This window comes from Ruegeria sp. F11, from assembly GCF_056533855.1.
In genome coordinates this window covers 62,301-78,601 of record NZ_JBQFOW010000009.1, presented here as the reverse complement: position 1 = coordinate 78,601, position 16,301 = coordinate 62,301, and the positions used below count along the sequence as shown (strand labels likewise).

Annotated in this window: 15 protein-coding genes; 7 read left to right on the top strand and 8 right to left on the bottom strand. The window is 62.1% G+C overall.

The window, feature by feature from the left end; all coding sequences use genetic code 11:
- Window positions 1–37 precede the first annotated feature (37 nt).
- Entirely contained in the window at window positions 38–1,066 is a 1,029-nt protein-coding gene (gene trpS / locus ACR0NJ_RS13260; RefSeq protein WP_480817611.1) for a tryptophan--tRNA ligase, read from the bottom strand.
- 86 nt (window positions 1,067–1,152) lie between these two features.
- Between trpS and ACR0NJ_RS13255 the strand changes: the two genes are divergently transcribed.
- A complete protein-coding gene (locus ACR0NJ_RS13255) occupies window positions 1,153–1,839 on the top strand; it encodes a rhomboid family intramembrane serine protease (RefSeq protein ID WP_480817610.1) in 687 nt (228 codons plus the stop codon).
- On the opposite strand, the gene murJ is transcribed toward ACR0NJ_RS13255, so the two are convergent.
- From murJ to ACR0NJ_RS13240, 3 genes are read right to left on the bottom strand one after another with little or no spacing between them, the layout of a single operon-like run.
- A complete protein-coding gene (gene murJ, locus ACR0NJ_RS13250) occupies window positions 1,840–3,381 on the bottom strand; it encodes a murein biosynthesis integral membrane protein MurJ (protein ID WP_480817609.1) in 1,542 nt (513 codons plus the stop codon). It lies immediately after the preceding gene.
- Window positions 3,378–6,197, bottom strand: coding sequence for a [protein-PII] uridylyltransferase (locus ACR0NJ_RS13245; protein ID WP_480817608.1), 2,820 nt, complete (start codon window positions 6,195–6,197; stop codon window positions 3,378–3,380). The genes murJ and ACR0NJ_RS13245 overlap by 4 nt, the downstream gene beginning before the upstream one ends.
- Window positions 6,157–7,317: a penicillin-binding protein activator gene (locus ACR0NJ_RS13240; protein WP_480817607.1), complete on the bottom strand. Its 1,161-nt coding sequence runs from the start codon at window positions 7,315–7,317 to the stop codon at window positions 6,157–6,159. Before ACR0NJ_RS13240 ends, ACR0NJ_RS13245 begins: the two co-directional genes overlap by 41 nt.
- Before the next feature lie 88 nt (window positions 7,318–7,405).
- On the opposite strand from ACR0NJ_RS13240, the gene rsmI reads away from it, so the two are divergent.
- The 3 genes from rsmI to gshB are packed head-to-tail and all read left to right on the top strand — an operon-like array spanning window position 7,406 to window position 9,629.
- On the top strand, window positions 7,406–8,263 hold the full coding sequence (rsmI, locus tag ACR0NJ_RS13235) for a 16S rRNA (cytidine(1402)-2'-O)-methyltransferase (protein WP_480817606.1): 858 nt from the start codon (window positions 7,406–7,408) through the stop codon (window positions 8,261–8,263).
- A 1-nt stretch (window position 8,264) separates the two neighbouring features.
- Window positions 8,265–8,636, top strand: coding sequence for a YraN family protein (locus ACR0NJ_RS13230; RefSeq protein WP_480817605.1), 372 nt, complete (start codon window positions 8,265–8,267; stop codon window positions 8,634–8,636).
- A gap of 60 nt (window positions 8,637–8,696) precedes the next feature.
- The gene (gene gshB, locus ACR0NJ_RS13225; RefSeq protein ID WP_480817604.1) at window positions 8,697–9,629 is read left to right on the top strand and encodes a glutathione synthase; all 933 of its coding nucleotides are present in this window, start codon (window positions 8,697–8,699) and stop codon (window positions 9,627–9,629) included.
- On the opposite strand, the gene ACR0NJ_RS13220 is transcribed toward gshB, so the two are convergent.
- The 4 genes from ACR0NJ_RS13220 to cobU are packed head-to-tail and all read right to left on the bottom strand — an operon-like array spanning window position 9,626 to window position 13,228.
- On the bottom strand, window positions 9,626–11,140 hold the full coding sequence (locus tag ACR0NJ_RS13220; RefSeq protein ID WP_480817603.1) for a YifB family Mg chelatase-like AAA ATPase: 1,515 nt from the start codon (window positions 11,138–11,140) through the stop codon (window positions 9,626–9,628). The genes gshB and ACR0NJ_RS13220 overlap by 4 nt on opposite strands.
- A gap of 48 nt (window positions 11,141–11,188) precedes the next feature.
- Entirely contained in the window at window positions 11,189–12,073 is an 885-nt protein-coding gene (locus tag ACR0NJ_RS13215; protein WP_480817602.1) for a glutathione S-transferase, read from the bottom strand.
- 58 nt (window positions 12,074–12,131) lie between these two features.
- Window positions 12,132–12,710, bottom strand: a complete 579-nt coding sequence (locus tag ACR0NJ_RS13210; protein WP_480817601.1) for a histidine phosphatase family protein — start codon at window positions 12,708–12,710, stop codon at window positions 12,132–12,134.
- Window positions 12,707–13,228: a bifunctional adenosylcobinamide kinase/adenosylcobinamide-phosphate guanylyltransferase gene (gene cobU, locus ACR0NJ_RS13205; protein ID WP_480817600.1), complete on the bottom strand. Its 522-nt coding sequence runs from the start codon at window positions 13,226–13,228 to the stop codon at window positions 12,707–12,709. The genes ACR0NJ_RS13210 and cobU overlap by 4 nt, the downstream gene beginning before the upstream one ends.
- 101 nt (window positions 13,229–13,329) lie before the next feature.
- Between cobU and ACR0NJ_RS13200 the strand changes: the two genes are divergently transcribed.
- From ACR0NJ_RS13200 to coaBC, 3 genes are all read left to right on the top strand, one after another.
- Window positions 13,330–14,208, top strand: a complete 879-nt coding sequence (locus ACR0NJ_RS13200; protein WP_480817599.1) for an RNA polymerase factor sigma-32 — start codon at window positions 13,330–13,332, stop codon at window positions 14,206–14,208.
- Window positions 14,205–15,023 (top strand): ChaN family lipoprotein, encoded by an 819-nt coding sequence (locus ACR0NJ_RS13195; protein ID WP_480817598.1) that lies wholly within the window; start codon window positions 14,205–14,207, stop codon window positions 15,021–15,023. Before ACR0NJ_RS13200 ends, ACR0NJ_RS13195 begins: the two co-directional genes overlap by 4 nt.
- A gap of 63 nt (window positions 15,024–15,086) precedes the next feature.
- Window positions 15,087–16,283, top strand: coding sequence for a bifunctional phosphopantothenoylcysteine decarboxylase/phosphopantothenate--cysteine ligase CoaBC (gene coaBC / locus ACR0NJ_RS13190; protein WP_480817597.1), 1,197 nt, complete (start codon window positions 15,087–15,089; stop codon window positions 16,281–16,283).
- Window positions 16,284–16,301 lie beyond the last annotated feature (18 nt).

The following is a 16,301-nucleotide window of genomic DNA, read 5'->3' as shown; positions in this document are numbered from 1 at the left end:
ATAACGCCGCCCGTCGGGGCGGCGTTTTTCGTGGGGGTCAGGCGTTGCCTGCGCCGACCATTCCAACGATCTCATAGGTCTGCCGCAGGATCGGGGCGGCAATCGCCCGGGCCTTTTCCGCCCCGCGTGCTAGAATCCGGTCGATTTCAGCCTCTTCCCCCATGAGCCGCGCCATCTCGGACGAGATCGGAGACAGTTTCGACACGGCCAGTTCCGCCAGCATTGGCTTGAACTCACCGAACTGCTTGCCACCGACCTCGGCCAGAACCTGCTCGGCGGTCTGATCGCTGAGCGCGGCATAGATGTTCACCAGATTGCGCGCCTCAGGGCGTTCGGACAGACCGTCGACGTCCGAGGGCAGCGCCTCTGGGTCGGTCTTGGCCTTGCGGATCTTCTTGGCAATCGCATCCGCATCGTCGGTCATGTTGATCCGGGTCATGTCCGACGGGTCCGAGGACGACATCTTGCGCGACCCGTCCCGCAGGTTCATCACACGCGGCGCGGGGCCGCCGATGACGGGTTCGGTCACAGGGAAGAACTCGACGCCATAATCGTGGTTGAACTTGATCGCAATATCGCGGGTCAGTTCCAGATGCTGTTTCTGATCCTCACCAACCGGCACATGGGTGGCGTGATAGGTCAGAATATCCGCCGCCATCAGCGCCGGATAGGCAAACAGACCCAGCGAGGCGTTCTGCGCGTTCTTGCCCGCCTTGTCCTTGAACTGCGTCATCCGTTGCATCCAGCCCATGCGGGCGATGCAGTTGAAGATCCAGGCCAGTTGCGTGTGCTCGGGCACCTGGCTTTGGTTGAACAGGATCGACTTTTTCGGGTTCAGACCGGCGGCGATGAAGCCCGCGCAAACCTCGCGGGTCTTTTCGCGCAGTCTTTCGGGGTCTTGCCAGACGGTGATCGCGTGCAGGTCGACCATGCAGTAGATGGTCTGAAATTCGTCACCCTGCATGTCTACAAAACGCTTGAGCGCACCCAGATAGTTACCAAGGTGCAGGTTTCCCGAAGGCTGGATGCCGGAAAACACGCGCGGCGTGAATTGGGTTTCGGTCATCGAAGGGAACTCCCGTCTGGAAAAATCAGCCCCCGTCGCTTACCCATGAGGCCAAGGGACGTCAACAGCCGCGAAAGGCCAGCCCAATGAGCAGTGAGCATTATACGCCGCCCGTGAACCCCTTGCCGCCCGTTGTCGTGGCGCTGACATTGTTCATCATGGGGATCGAGGTGATCCTGTATCTGGGATCGCGCGGCATCGTCGGCGGGCCATCGGCGGTGGGCTGGCGGCTGGACGCGCTGCAGCAATACACGTTTTCGCCCGATATCTTCGACTGGATGGTGGAAAACGGGCGCTGGCCGTTCGAGCATGTGATCCGCTTTGTCACCTATCCCTTTGTTTCGGCCAATTTCACGCAGGCGATCTTTGTCTGTGTTTTCGTTCTGGCGATGGGCAAGATGGTGGCCGAGGTCTTTGGCAACGTCGCCATGCTGATTATCTTTGTGCTGTCCGGCGTGGGCGGTGCACTGGCCTATGCGCTGCTGCTGGACCCGGCCTATCCGCTGGTCGGAGGGTTCCCGCCTGTCTACGGGTTGATCGGCGCTTTTACGTGGCTGCTCTGGCGCAAGCTGTCGCTGGTAGGCGAGAACCAGTCTCGTGCGTTCAGCCTGATTGCGATTCTGATGGGGATCCAACTGGTCTTTGGCCTGATCTTTGGCGGCACGTTGGACTGGGTGGCCGATCTGGGCGGGTTCGCGACCGGGTTCGGCCTGTCCTTCTTTCTGGCACCGGGCGGATGGGCGCGGATCAGGGGCCGCATCCGGCGCGATTGATCACGACCGGCGCAGGCTCTGTTTGAATTCGGACAGTCTGAACGCCCCCAAAAGGTGGCCGAGGATGAAATAGGCAGCGGCGGCGATGGCGATCAGCACCAGCAGCGCAAGATAGCGCCAGCCCGGTATTGCAAGCGTCCAGCCGAACAGGTGGATGGCCGCATAAAGCACGATGCCCATCCCGATTGAGGCCCCCACGATCCGCCAAGCGCGCTGCCGGAACCGGTCGTCAAAGCGCGCTTCCTCTCCCATGCGGCGCGCGCCGATGGCCAGCAGCGCGACCATGGCCCAGCCGGCGGCTGAGGCGGCGATGGCAGGCGCGATCCAGCCCACGATTGGATACAGGCCAAAGGCCAACGCCGCATTGACGATCATCGCGACAACGGCGTAGCGGAAGGGTGACTTTGTATCCTCGCGCGCGAAGAACAGGGGCTGCAGCAGTTTTTGCAGCATGAAGGCGGGCAGTCCGATCCCATAGATCGCAACAGCCAGAGCGGTCGCGGCGGTATCCTCGGCACTGAACTGACCGCGCTGGAACAGGACCGAGACCAGCGGGTTGGGGATGATCAGGAACGCCACGGTTGACGGCAGCGTCAGCAGCAGCGTGAATTCTCCGGCGCGGGAAAAGGCATTGCGGGCCCCGTCCTTGTCACCGGCGCGCAACCGGCGTGAGAGATCAGGCAGCAAAACGATGCCCACCGCAATCCCGACCACGCCCAGCGGCAATTGATAAAGTCGATCGGCGGCGAACAGCCAACTGACGGCCTTTTCGGTTTTCGAGGCTACCAACTGACCCACAACCAGATTGACCTGCGTTACCCCCATGGCCAGCGCAGCAGGAACAGCAATGCGCACCATACGGCGCATCTCGGGCGTCAGGCGGGGCAGGCCGGGGCGAATGCGGATGCCCGCGCGTTCCGTGGCCGCCCAGACCAGCGCCAGCTGCGCGACCCCTGCGATGGGGATGACGGTGATCAGCCAGCGGATCACCTCGCCCCCCGAGATTGCCCCGGCGATCAGTGCGGTGCAGGCGAAGATGTTCAGCAGGACCGGGGCCGCCGCTGCCGCCGCGAACCGGCCCGTTGCATTCAGAACGCCGGAAAACAGCGCAGCCAGCGACATGAACAGGATGTAGGGAAAGACAACGTAGCCGTAATCGACCGCCAGATCGAAACGTTCGTCGCCATAGAAGCCCTCGGCCGTCAGCCAGACGAGGCCGGGCATGAACACCATGGCCAGACCGACCAGCCCCAGCACGGCCACGGCCAGCAGGTTGAAGGCGTCCTGCGCGAAGCCCTGCGCATCCTCCTCGCCTTCCAGCCGTTTGGAGAACATCGGAACAAAAGCCGCGTTGAACGCGCCTTCGGCGAAGAAGCGGCGGAACATGTTGGGCAGGCGGAAGGCGGCCACAAAGGCGTCCATCACCGGGCCGGGGCCGATATAGGCGGTCAGCAGAATTTCCCGCAGGAATCCCAGTATCCGGCTGGCCAGAGTCCAGAACCCGACCGTGAACAGGCCCGAAAACAGCCGGATTTGCTTCATGACGCTGCGCGCTCCGCGCCTTCGGTGATGGCTTTGCGCAGCTTGGCCTCAAGCCCGCTTTGCTTGCTTTCCGAATGGTATTTCAGGCCGAACATGTCCTTGACGTAGAACGTATCGACCACCTGCTCGCCATAAGTCGCGATCACCGCGTTGGCGATATAAACATTGGCCGCCGCCAGCGTGCGGGTCAGGTCATAAAGCAGGCCGGGCCGGTCGCGGGTATCGACCTCGATGATCGTGTAGATCTCGGAGCCGTCATTGTCGAAGGTGATATGGGTCGGCACGTTGAAGGCGCGTTCGCGTTTCTTGATCTTGTCACGCGATTTCAGCGCGTCGCGGGCCACCACCTCACCCTTGAGGGTTTTGTGGATCATCTGAGTCAGGCGGGGCAGGCGGCTGGATTCGAACGGGTGGCCCTCGGCATCCTGAATCCAGAACGCATCGGTGACATAGCCGTCTTTGGTGGTGTAACTGCGCGCATCGACCACGTTTGCGCCCACCAGCGCCAGCGCGCCTGCTATGCGGGCAAAGATGCCGGGGTGGTCGGCCATTGCGAAGCAGGCGCGGGTGGCGTCGCGATCCTCATCCGGGTGCAGGCGGATTTCCATCGCGCCGGGATCGCCGCTGTTCTCCAAAGCCAGCAGCATTTCGGCAAATTCCAGATGGGTCGACAGGTTCAGACCCTGCCAATAAGGCGCATAATGCCGACCGGTTTCGGCCTTGAGGTCCGCCTTGGACCACGATTCAAGTTCCGTGCGCAGGGCTTTCTTGGCCTCGGCCCCGCGATTGGCACGGTTGAGGTCCTCCATACCCGTCTCAAGCGCGCGTTTGGTTTCCGCGTGCAGGGCGCGCAGCAGCGTGGCTTTCCAGTTGTTCCAGGTGTTCGGGCCAACGCCGCGAATATCGCAAACCGTCAGCACCGTCAGCAGGTCCAGCCGCTTGACCGTTTTCACCGCCTTGGCGAAATCGCGCACGGTGCGCGGGTCCGAGATATCTCGCTTTTGCGCCATATCCGACATCAGCAGGTGATACCGCACCAACCACTCCACGGTCTCGGAGTCTGATTTGTTCAGACCCAGCCGGGGGGCCACCTTGCGCGCAATCTGCGCCCCCAGAATCGAGTGATCTTCGGGCCGCCCTTTGGCGATGTCATGCAGCAGCAAAGCGACGTACAGCACCTTGCGGTTCACGCCGCTTTTCAGGATCGACGAGGCCAACGGCAGCGACTCCACCAGCTCACCGCGTTCGATCTGGGCCAGGTTGACGATGCACTGGATCGTATGCTCGTCGACCGTATAGCTGTGATACATGTTGAACTGCATCATCGCCACGATGTGTTCGAACTCGGGCAGAAAGGCCGAAAGCACGCCCAACTCGTTCATGCGCCGCAGGGCCCGTTCCGGGTTGCCGTGTTTCAGCATCAGGTCCAGGAAAATCCGCTGCGCCTCTTTGTCGTTGCGCATGTCCTTGTCGATCAGCGACAGGTTGGCCGTTACCAAACGCATGGCATCGGGGTGGATCAGCATGCCGGTCCGTAGCCCTTCTTCAAACAGGCGCAGCAGGTTCATCTTGTCGGACAGGAAGGTGTCAGGGTCGGCCACGTCCAACCGGCCATGCACCACCTTGTAACCCGGTTTGACCCGCGGGCGGCGGCGGAAGATGCGCTCTAGCAGAGGGGCGGTCTTAATATGTTGCGCTTCGAGCTTGGTCAGGAAAATCCGGGTTAGCTCCCCCACACGAGTCGCTTCCCGGAAATAGCGCTGCATGAAGATCTCGACCGCGCGGCGACCGGCCATATCGTGGTAACCCATGCGATCGGCCACTTCGACCTGCAGGTCAAACGTCAGTTGCTCGGTCGCCCGCCCGGTCACCAGATGCAGATGAGAGCGGACGGCCCACAGAAAATCCTCGGCCCGGACAAAGGTCTGGAACTCATCCGGCGTAAACAAGCCCAGCGGCACCAGTTCCGCCACATCGTGCACGCCATAGACGTATTTTGCGATCCAGTAGAGCGATTGCAGATCGCGCAGGCCGCCTTTGCCCTCTTTCACATTGGGTTCGACCATATAGCGCTCACCCTGTTTCAGGTGGCGCGCCTCGCGTTCCTGCAGCTTGGCTTCGATGAACTCGCGCTCGGTGCCTTTGAACAGGTCGGATTTGAGCTGCGCTTCCAGCGCCTCGGCCAGCGGTTTGTCGCCCGCAAGGTAGCGCTGTTCTAGCATCGCGGTGCGAATGGTGAAGTCATCTGCCCCCAAACGCAGACAGTCCTTGATGGTGCGCGAGGAATGACCGACCTTCAGCCGCAGATCCCAGAGGATATACAGCATCGATTCAATCACGCTCTCAGCCCAGGCGGTGATCTTGTAGGGCGTCAGGAACAGCAGGTCGACATCTGACGACGGGGCCATCTCGCCCCGCCCGTAACCGCCCACGGCCAGCACGGCGATCTTTTCGCCTTGCGTGGGTGTGGCCAGCGGGTGCAGCCGCTGGCTTGAGATGCGCATGGCCGTACAGACCATTTGGTCGGTAAGATAGGTGTAAGACCGCGTCAGCGGGCGGGCGCTGAAAGGATGGGCGGAAAAGGCATCGGCAATCGCCTTGCGGCCTGTCTTTTGGGCCTCACGCAGGATGCGCACGGTTTCGGACCGCATTGCGGCATTGTCCGCGCAGGTTTCGAGCGCTTGGGCCAGTTGCGCCTCAACCCCTGGGCTGTCGAAAATGTCTTCGGCTGAACAGATCAGCGTGCCGTCAGGCGGCGTGATCACGTCGGGCCGGTCAGAAACCGGCGCCAGAGAAGCTTTGTGGGGCAGGGTCAATCACAACCACCTGTTTATTCTGGATCGTGGCAACAGCCAGACCGCGTTCGTTGGTGCCGTTCGGGCGCAGGCGGAAGATACCGCCGACGCCCTGAAAACCGGCGTTCTGTGTCAGGGCCGAGGCGGTCAGCGCATCGGATTTGCCCTGGCTCACCAGTGCGCCGATGGCGGCGATGCCGTCATAGGCCAGCCCGCTGATCGGGTGCGGGGCCAAGCCGTAGGTGTTGTTGTAGCGCTGGCGATACGCCTGTGCCTTGGCCGGATCGGGAAGCGCGAACCAGCCGCCCTGCACGCCGGGCAGTTCCAGCGTCTGGGGCGGGATGTCCCAGCGGGTCAGGCCGATGAACTGCGTGGTCGATGGCGATACTCCGGCCTCGGGCAGCAGTTGCGAATAAAGTGGCAGGGCACCTGCGGTGGTCGCGGTTAGGAAGATGGAATCGGCTCCGGTTGAATCAACAGTCGCCTTGATCGCGGGTACCGAGTTGATCACCCCTTGCTGCGAGCGGTCATATCCAACAGTCCCGGCGTTGTTGACCCGGCTGCTGGCCAACGCACTGGCAATCGCGGCCTGTCCCAACTGTCCGGCGGCGTCGTTGCTGTGCACGATCACCGTGCCGGTCTTGCCTTGGCCGCCCGCATAGCTGACCAGCCGGTTGGCTGTATTGTCGAAGGTCGGGCCCAGAACAAACACATTGCCCCCGGCGATGCTGGTGTTGTTCGAGAAGGACAGCACGTTGACATTGTTGCTCAGCACCGCAAGGCCTGCGGCATTGGCGGCCTGCGCATAAACCGGCCCGAGGATGATCTTCGCCCCGTCCGCCACGGCTTGCTGCGCCACGGCGGTTGCGGTGCTCGGGTTGCCGGCGGTGTCGTAGACGCGCAGGTCGATCTGAACATTCGGCAGGTCGGACATCGCCATGCGGGCCGCGTTTTCAAGGCTCTGCGCCAGCGCGGCATCGTCGGATTGCGGAACCAGCAGCGCGACGGGAACCGGATCGGACGTGTTGATCGACGGCCCGCCGCCTAAGCCTCCGGGCTCACAGGCGGCCAGGAATACAGCGGTGGTCAGGGCAGCAGCGGCTTTCGCCAACTTGCTTACGGGCTTGCAAACGGTAAACATCTAAATGAAAACTCCCTGATCCGGCGGCGCGGGGCGCTGCTGTTCTATCGAGCCGCGATAATAAACGTCACGCTGTGAGGGTCCAGCTTTGAATTTCCAAAAGATCAGATTGGCTGCGGGCCTGTATTTTGTTGCCACTCCGATCGGGACCGCGCGCGACATTACGCTCAGGGCGCTGGATGTGCTGGCCTCAGCCGACATGATCGCCGCCGAAGACACCCGCAGCCTGCGGCGGCTAATGGAAATCCACGGTGTACCCTTGGAGGGGCGGCGCATTCAGGCCTATCACGACTACAGCGGCGCAGGCGCGCGCGGTAAGATTCTCGAGGCGCTGGAACAGGGCCTGTCGGTCGCCTACGCATCTGAGGCCGGAATGCCGCTGATCGCCGACCCCGGCTACGACCTGGGAAGGCAGGCGGCAGAGGCCGGTCACACCGTGACCTGCGCCCCCGGCCCGTCCGCTGCGTTGGCGGCACTGACCCTGGCGGGGTTGCCAACGGATGCGTTCTTTTTTGCCGGTTTTCTACCGAATGCCTCCGGGGCCCGCCGCAGCCGCATCGAAGCGCTGCGCGATATTCCCGGAACGCTGGTGTTTTACGAATCCCCCAAACGCGTGGCCAATAGCATGTCCGATCTGGCCGAGGTTTTGGGCGCGGACCGGCAGGCCGCGCTGTGCCGCGAGTTGACCAAGAAATTCGAAGAGGTCCGGCGCGGATCATTGGGTGATCTGGCCGAAGAGTATCGCGACAAAACCGTCAAGGGCGAGGTCGTCCTGCTGGTGGATCGCAACCATTCGCAAAGTGTTAAGGATTCTGACGTAGAAGAAGCACTTGTAAGAGCCCTGGAAACCCATTCGGTTCGGGATGCGGCGGCTCTTGTGTCGGAAATGTACGATCTGCCGCGCCGACCGATTTATCAGAAGGCTCTGAAATTGGGAAAAGGGTAACATGGTCAAGAGCTCACATCGCGGTTCGGTTTCTTATCATGCGGGACAAGCTGCGGAGTTGCGGGTGGCAACCGACTATGAACGGCGCGGATATTCCATCGCCCACCACCGTTGGCGCGGCGCGGGGGGCGAGATTGATCTGATCGCTCGGGACGGCGACGATCTGGTTTTCATCGAAGTTAAGGCAAGCGCCAGTTTCGACACGGCAGCGGCCCGGATCAACCCGCGCCAGATCAAGCGCATTTATGCCTCTGCGGCGCAGTTTCTGGAAAATGAGCCGGGCGGGCAGTTGACGAATGTGCGGTTTGACGCGGCTTTGGTGGACGGAACCGGTGCCGTGCAGATCATCGAAAACGCCTTCGGGCACGCCTGACCCATTGAACCCTCCGGCTGGCTGCGCCATGTATCTGGCACTCAGCTAAAGGGACGCGCCATGAAAATCGCCTTTCAGATGGACCCGATCGGGGCCGTGGATATCAATGCCGACAGTTCTTTCCGTCTGGCGGAGGAGGCGCAGGCCCGCGGGCATTCGTTGTTTTTCTACGGACCGGATCAACTGGCCTATCAGGAAGGGCGGATTACCGCGCGCGGACAGGACATGACGGTGCAGCGCGTGCCGGACAATCCTGCGGTTCTGGGCCCGGAGCGCGAGGTCGATCTGGCGGAGTTCGACGTGATCTGGCTGCGTCAGGACCCTCCGTTCGACATGCACTACATCACCTCGACCCATCTGCTGGACCGGCTGAAAGGGCAGGCATTGGTGGTCAATGACCCGTTCTGGGTCCGCAACTATCCCGAAAAGCTGCTGGTGCTGGATTTCCCGGACCTGACCCCGCCGACCACGATTGCCCGCGATCTGAAGACGATCAAGGCGTTCAAGGAAAAGCACAGCGACGTTATCCTCAAGCCTCTATACGGCAATGGCGGCGCGGGCGTGTTCCGCTTGGACGCAAACGATCGCAACCTGTCTTCGCTGCACGAGTTGTTCACCGGCTTCTCACGAGAGCCCCTGATCGTGCAGAAATTCCTGCCCGATGTGCGCAATGGCGACAAGCGGGTCATTCTGGTGGATGGCGAGCCTGTCGGCGCGATCAACCGGGTCCCTGCCGAGGGTGAGACCCGGTCGAACATGCATGTCGGCGGCCGCCCCGAGAAGATCGGTCTTTCGGATCGCGACCTCGAAATCTGCGCTGCTATCGGGCCTTTGTTGCGCGAGAAAGGGCAGATCTTTGTCGGGATCGACGTCATTGGCGATTACCTGACCGAGATCAACGTGACCTCGCCGACCGGCATTCAGGAACTGGAACGGTTCAACGGCGAGAATATCGCCGAAAAGATCTGGCAGGCCATCGAGGCGAAGCTTTAAGCCATCACGCGCGCGCTGATGCGAAAGCTCAGCGCCTCGGCGATATGGGGCCTGCGCACATCTGGTGCCCCTTCAAGATCGGCGATGGTGCGCGCGACCCGCAGGATGCGGTGAAAGGCGCGGGCAGAGAGGCCGAATTTTTCGGCGGCTTTCAGCAACAAGTCTTTGCCTTCCGCATCTGGCGCCGCGATTTCTTCCAGTAATTTGCCCTCGATATCCGCGTTTTGACGGGCTGAGGGCGTCTTGGTGAAACGCGCGGCCTGAATGGCGCGCGCCTTTTCAACCCGTGCGGCGACCGTGGCGGAACTGTCGCCCGAAGGGGGCAGGTCAAGGTCCGTGAACCCCACCGGTGGTACTTCGATCCGCAGGTCGAACCGGTCCATCAGGGGGCCGGAGATGCGGTTCAGATAATCCTCGCCGCATCCCGGTGCGCGGGAACAGGCACGGGAAGGGTCGGTCAGATATCCGCATTTGCAGGGGTTGGCTGCTGCGACAAGCATGAAGCGGCAGGGGTATTTCACGTGGGCATTGGCGCGGGCCACCATGACCTCGCCGGTTTCAATCGGCTGGCGCAGGGTTTCCAGAACCGTGCGGGGGAATTCGGGAAACTCGTCCATGAACAGAACCCCGTTATGGGCCAGCGAAATCTCACCGGGTTTGGCTCCCTTGCCACCGCCGACAATCGCGGCCATGGATGCGGTGTGGTGCGGTTCGCGAAAGGGGCGGGCGCGACTGATGCCGCCTTCGTCCAGTAAACCGCAGAGCGACTGGATCATCGACGTTTCCAGCGCCTCGACCGGGGTGAGGGGCGGCAGAATGCCCGGCAGTCGCGCGGCCAACATGGATTTGCCTGAACCGGGCGTGCCGATCATGATCAAGTGGTGCCGTCCCGCTGCCGCAATCTCCAGCGCCCGCTTGGCCCGTTCCTGTCCCTTAACGTCGCGCAGATCACGAGCGCTGGGGGCCAGATTGACCTCACCGGGCTGCGCTGCGGACAACGGCGACTGCCCCGAGAAATGGCGAACCACATCGCCCAAGGACCCGGCTCCGATCACTTGAGTGGCATCGACCCAGGCCGCCTCGGCGCTTGAGGCACGCGGGCAAAGCAGGGCGCGATCCTCGGCGGCTGCGGTCATCGCGGCGGGCAGGGCACCGACGACGGGCACTAGCGATCCGTCCAGTGACAACTCGCCCAGAGCAACTGTTCTTTCGGCGGCGTCCGAGGGGATGATGTCGAGTGCTGATAACAGCGCCACCGCAATGGGCAGGTCGAAATGGCTGCCCTCTTTCGGCAAATCGGCTGGCGCCAGGTTGATGGTGATCCGTTTGGATGGCAGCGCGATGGCCATCGAACTGAGCGCGCTGCGCACTCGATCGCGGGCTTCAGAGACGGCTTTGTCGGGAAGCCCCACAATTGAAAAGGCGGGCAGGCCGGGTGAGACGGCGCATTGAACCTCGACCGGGCGGGCATCGACCCCCTGAAAGGCTACGGTGTGGGCACGGGCGACCATGGCAATCCTGTTTTTTGGTTAATAGGATGTTGCTGCCACGGCGGCGGTTTAGGAATCGTTAACGGCGTCGCGCATTGCGGTGAATTTGGGCCAGGCCTGCGGGTCGGCCACGGTTTTGTCGCGGCAGATCGGGTTGCAGAAGCCCCAGCGCTGCCCGTCGAGCTTCAGAAAATCCGTGACGGGTTTGCCGGAGTAGGGGCAGGCGGGGTTGATCGAAGGCCCCTCGGTGACGGCTTGGGCCGAGGACTCTCCGCCGATGAGCCACGGCTTGGACGGCAAATCCAGCGGATAGGGAAACGGATCGTATTGCACCGTCAGACCCATCGCGCGCCATTGCCGGACAGAGGTGTCTGACAGCAAGTGCAGGCAGTAGTCGCGATTGGCAGACGATACCGGCAAACCATAGCCGATGATCCGCGCCGCCACCGGCGTATAGAACACATCCACCAGCGAATACGCGCCAAAAAGCGGACCGGTTTCGGCCCCAGAGACCTGTCGGGCGTGGGTCCAAAGTGTCTCGATTCGCTGCAAATCGGCCAGCGTTTCCTTTGACGGGGTAAACCCTTGCCAGACATGTCGTAATTGCATCGAGCATTCGCCGCGCAGGGCGCTGAACCCGGCCACCATCTCGGCGCAGAGCCAGCGGGCGGTTGCGCGCGCGGCGGGGTCTTGGGGCCACAGGCCTGCGTCGGGGTGGCGTTCGGCCAGCGTCTCGGCCATGGCCAGGCTTTCGCCTACCACGGTGCCGTCGGGCAAGCGCAGGGCGGGTACCAGGCGGGCGGGCGCCAGCGGTTTCATATCCTCGGCCATCGTGCCCGAATAGAGCCCGATCATGTGGCTGCGATAGGGCAGGCCGAACTTTTCCAGCATCAGCCAGCCGCGCAGGGACCAGCTTGAAAACAGGCGGTCGCCGATAAAGAGGTCATAGGTCATGACCCAACGATGGCGCAGGCCCGCGCATCCGTAAATCAGAGTTTTGTGCGTGGCTGCATCACGGAAGGTGATTGATTACCCCGGCTGACCATGCGCGCCCGTCAAACATGACCTCGGTGACCGAAAGGTTGTCGATCCGGTGCGAAAACGCTTGCCGGGCGTCCAGATTCAGCGCGCGCTGGACCTGAGTCAGGATCACCCCGAAATGTGCCACAATCATCAGATCGGAGCCGATATGGGTTGCGATCAGCCCGTCGATCACCGCATCCACCCGTGCGCGGACCTGGTTCCAGCTTTCGCCCTGCGGCGGGCGCACGTCGCCGGGTTGGTCCCAATAGGCGAAGGCCAGTTCGGGGTCTTCAGTCTCGATCTCGGCAAATTTGCGCAATTCCCATGTGCCGAAATTGATCTCGCGCAGGTCAGGGTGGTGTGGCAGGCGGCGGCGGGTGCCCTGGATCGCCGAGGCCGTATCAACCGCTCGGGACAGGTCAGAAGATACAACCAAAGCATCAGGCGGAAGATGGTCGTGCAGCCGGGCCAGCGCGGCCGTGTCGCTCAGGTCGGCGGGGATGTCAGACCAGCCGACCATGGTTTTGGCATGCGTGGGCCCGTGCCGGATAAGGTGCAGCCGTGTCACGGCAATTGCCCCTTGAGAACCAGCGGCAATCCCGCCGTGACCTGAACCACCAGATCGGCCTGCGCCGACAGCGCGATGTTCAGGCGCCCCTGCGCCTCGCGGAATTGGCGGGCCAGTGCGTTTTCGGGGACGATCCCGTGGCCAACCTCGTTCGAGACGATGACGATTGGCGCAGCGCAGTCCCGCAGCGCCTTTAGCAATGCGGTTTGGGCCTGTTCCAGATCGCTTTCGGCCAGCAGATGGTTGGTCAGCCACATCGTGGCGCAGTCGATCAGGCAGGCCTGATCCGCCGTCAGATTGGCCAGAACCGGGGCCAGATCAAAAGGGGCCTCGACCGTGTCCCATCCATCGCCGCGCTGGGCCAGATGGCGCTGAACCTTCTGTTGCATCTCGTCATCAAACACTTGTGATGTGGCAAGATAGACGCGGCTTTTCTCTGATGAAACAACAAGTTGTTCTGCAAAAACAGACTTCCCCGACGCGGCCCCACCCAGCACAAAGGTTAAATTGGGATACACAATTCTTACCTTCCAAGTGATCCACGTGGTTTTGCTCTGCGTATCGACCCTAGGTCGGCAAGGCAAGCCCGGCCTGCGCCAGCGAAAAAGGGGAGAGTTTCATGGCACTGGACAACGCGACCGATTTTTCGATGTCCCGGCAGGCGATGAAGGCCGAGTTGCTGGATGCAGAGACCGAATTACAACTGGCCTATGCCTGGCGCGATCAGCGGGATGAGAAGGCGTTGCACCGCCTGATCACCGCTTACATGAGACTAGCTATTTCGATGGCCGCGAAGTTCAAGCGTTACGGCGCACCGATGAACGATCTGATTCAAGAGGCTGGTCTGGGCCTGATGAAAGCGGCCGACAAGTTTGACCCGGATCGCGGCGTGCGGTTTTCGACCTATGCGGTGTGGTGGATCAAGGCCAGCATTCAGGATTATGTGATGCGCAACTGGTCGATGGTGCGAACCGGTTCGACCTCCTCCCAGAAATCGCTGTTTTTCAACATGCGGCGCGTGCAGGCGCGGTTAGAGCGTGAAGCGGCAACCGAGGGGATGCGGCTGGACCGGCATCAGTTGCACCAGATGATCGCCACCGAGATTGGCGTGCCCCTGCGCGATGTGGAAATGATGGAGGGTCGGCTGTCCGGCTCGGATTTCTCGCTGAACGCTGTGCAATCGGCGGATGAAGACGGGCGCGAGTGGATCGACGCACTGGAAGATGAACGCGAACAGGCCGCCGAGGCGGTCGAGCACAGCCATGACACGCGGCAACTGCGCGAATGGTTGCTGACGGCGATGCAGTCGCTGAATGATCGCGAGCGGTTTATTGTGCGCGAACGCAAGCTGCGCGAACCGGCGCGGACGCTGGAAAGCCTGGGGAATGAGCTGGGCCTGTCGAAAGAACGCGTGCGCCAGCTCGAGGCCGCGGCCTTTGTGAAAATGCGCAAGAACCTTGAAGCGCAATCGCGCGAGGTGCAACACTTCATCGCATGAAACACTTTGCGATTCTGCTGTGTGCTCTGACGCTTGTCGTGTCGCGTCCGGGCTTGGCTGCGGGCATGATCCCGGAGGAGGTGGCCGCGTCGATGCAGGCGGCGGATGTGATCCTTCTTGGCGAAATCCACGACAATCCCCGACATCATAAAGTGCAGGCCGAGGCGATTGAGGTCATAGAACCCTCTGCCGTGGTCTGGGAGATGATTACCGAAGAAGGCGCGCAACGGCTGGCACAAAAGGCCGTTTCCAACCCCCAGGAACTGGATCGCATTTTGAAATGGGCCGAGACGGGATGGCCGCCGCTCAGCATGTATTATCCGATCTTTCAGGCGTCGAACGCACCGGTTTACGGGGCGATGGTCCCCCGCAGCGCCGCCCGCGCGGCAATGGAACGTGGTGCTGCGACCGCGCTGGGCGCGGATGCAGCCCGGTATGGGCTGACAGTTCCGCTGCCGCCCGAAGATCAGGCCGCGCGCGAGGCCGATCAACTGGCCGTCCATTGCGACGCCCTACCGGTCGAGGCTTTGCCTCAGATGGTTGCCATCCAGCGGTTGCGCGATGCGGTTCTTACGCGGGCTGTTTTGCAGGCTATCGAAGATACCGGTGGGCCGGTGGCCGTGATCACCGGAAACGGACACGCCCGCAAGGATCGGGGCATCCCGACCTTTCTGTCGCGCCTGCGTCCGGGGCTTAAGGTCTATGTTCTGGGGCAATCCGAGGATGGCGCTATTGCCGGTGAATTCGATGCGGTGATCGACAGCCCCACTGTCGAACGCGAAGACCCCTGCAAGGCTTTCGAGACCCAGAATTAACCGCTGGAACTACCTGTTGGCCTTGCCTAATGTCAGGATCGACCGGAACGGGAAGGGCGAAACATGCTGGCATCCAAGCGCATTCTGCTGATCATCGGCGGCGGCATCGCGGCCTACAAGTCGCTGGACCTGATCCGACGGCTGAAAGAACGTGGCGCTGCAGTGACCCCAGTTCTGACCCGCGCCGCCGAGGAATTTGTGACGCCGCTGTCAGTGTCGGCACTGGCGGGGGAAAAGGTCTTTCGCGACCTGTTCGACCTTACGGATGAGGCCGAGATGGGCCATATCCAGCTGTCCCGCTCGGCGGATCTGATCGTTGTGGCCCCGGCGACGGCGGACATGATGGGCAAGATGGCGTCCGGGTTAGCCAATGATCTGGCTTCGACCCTCTTGATGGCGACGGATACGCCGGTTCTGTGTGCGCCCGCAATGAACGTACGCATGTGGGATCACCCCGCGACCCGACGCAACCTGCAGCAATTGCAGGCGGATGGGATCACGTTTGTCGGGCCCAACGAGGGCGACATGGCCTGCGGAGAATACGGCCCCGGTCGCATGTCCGAACCGTTGGAGATTGCTGCGGCGATCGAAGCGCAGCTTGCCGATGGGCCGCTGAAAGGGAAGCGCATTCTGGTGACCTCTGGCCCAACCCATGAACCGATTGATCCGGTGCGCTATATCGCCAACCGGTCCTCGGGTGCGCAGGGCACCGCTGTGGCGCGGGCGCTGTCGGCATTAGGGGCCGAGGTGATTTTTGTTACCGGTCCCGCCGATGTCCCTCCGCCCGACGGCGTGCAGGTCGTGCGCGTGGAATCTGCGCAGCAGATGTCGGATGCGGTGGATGCCGCCTTGCCCGTGGATGCAGGTGTGTTTGCCGCTGCGGTTGCTGATTGGCGGGTTGCGTCGGCCTCGGACCGGAAGCTGAAGAAAAGTCATGATGGGCTGCCGTCGCTGGAGTTCGCGCAAAACCCGGACATCCTGAAACGGGTCGCTCAGATGGACGCGGGTCGGCCTGAACTGGTCGTGGGATTTGCTGCAGAGACCAATGATGTTGTCGAAAACGCCACCGCCAAACGGGCGCGTAAGGGATGTGACTGGATCGTCGCCAATGACGTCAGCCCGGCCACCGGCATCATGGGCGGTTCGGAAAACGCGGTGATCCTGATCTCGGAATCCGGGGCCGAGGACTGGCCGCGCATGGGCAAGGATGCGGTGGCGGATCGGCTGGCGAGGAAAATCGCCGACGCTCTGACCGGGTAAGGCAAAACAAGAGGTACA

Bases quoted from the DNA above. Each gene is read 5' to 3' on its own strand.
- trpS (WP_480817611.1), bottom strand. From the start codon at position 1,066: ATGACCGAAACCCAATTCACGCCGCGCGTGTTTTCCGGCATCCAGCCT.
- ACR0NJ_RS13255 (WP_480817610.1), top strand. From the start codon at position 1,153: ATGAGCAGTGAGCATTATACGCCGCCCGTGAACCCCTTGCCGCCCGTT.
- murJ (WP_480817609.1), bottom strand. From the start codon at position 3,381: ATGAAGCAAATCCGGCTGTTTTCGGGCCTGTTCACGGTCGGGTTCTGG.
- ACR0NJ_RS13240 (WP_480817607.1), bottom strand. From the start codon at position 7,317: ATGTTTACCGTTTGCAAGCCCGTAAGCAAGTTGGCGAAAGCCGCTGCT.
- ACR0NJ_RS13230 (WP_480817605.1), top strand. From the start codon at position 8,265: ATGGTCAAGAGCTCACATCGCGGTTCGGTTTCTTATCATGCGGGACAA.
- gshB (WP_480817604.1), top strand. From the start codon at position 8,697: ATGAAAATCGCCTTTCAGATGGACCCGATCGGGGCCGTGGATATCAAT.
- ACR0NJ_RS13220 (WP_480817603.1), bottom strand. From the start codon at position 11,140: ATGGTCGCCCGTGCCCACACCGTAGCCTTTCAGGGGGTCGATGCCCGC.
- ACR0NJ_RS13215 (WP_480817602.1), bottom strand. From the start codon at position 12,073: ATGACCTATGACCTCTTTATCGGCGACCGCCTGTTTTCAAGCTGGTCC.
- ACR0NJ_RS13200 (WP_480817599.1), top strand. From the start codon at position 13,330: ATGGCACTGGACAACGCGACCGATTTTTCGATGTCCCGGCAGGCGATG.
- ACR0NJ_RS13195 (WP_480817598.1), top strand. From the start codon at position 14,205: ATGAAACACTTTGCGATTCTGCTGTGTGCTCTGACGCTTGTCGTGTCG.
- coaBC (WP_480817597.1), top strand. From the start codon at position 15,087: ATGCTGGCATCCAAGCGCATTCTGCTGATCATCGGCGGCGGCATCGCG.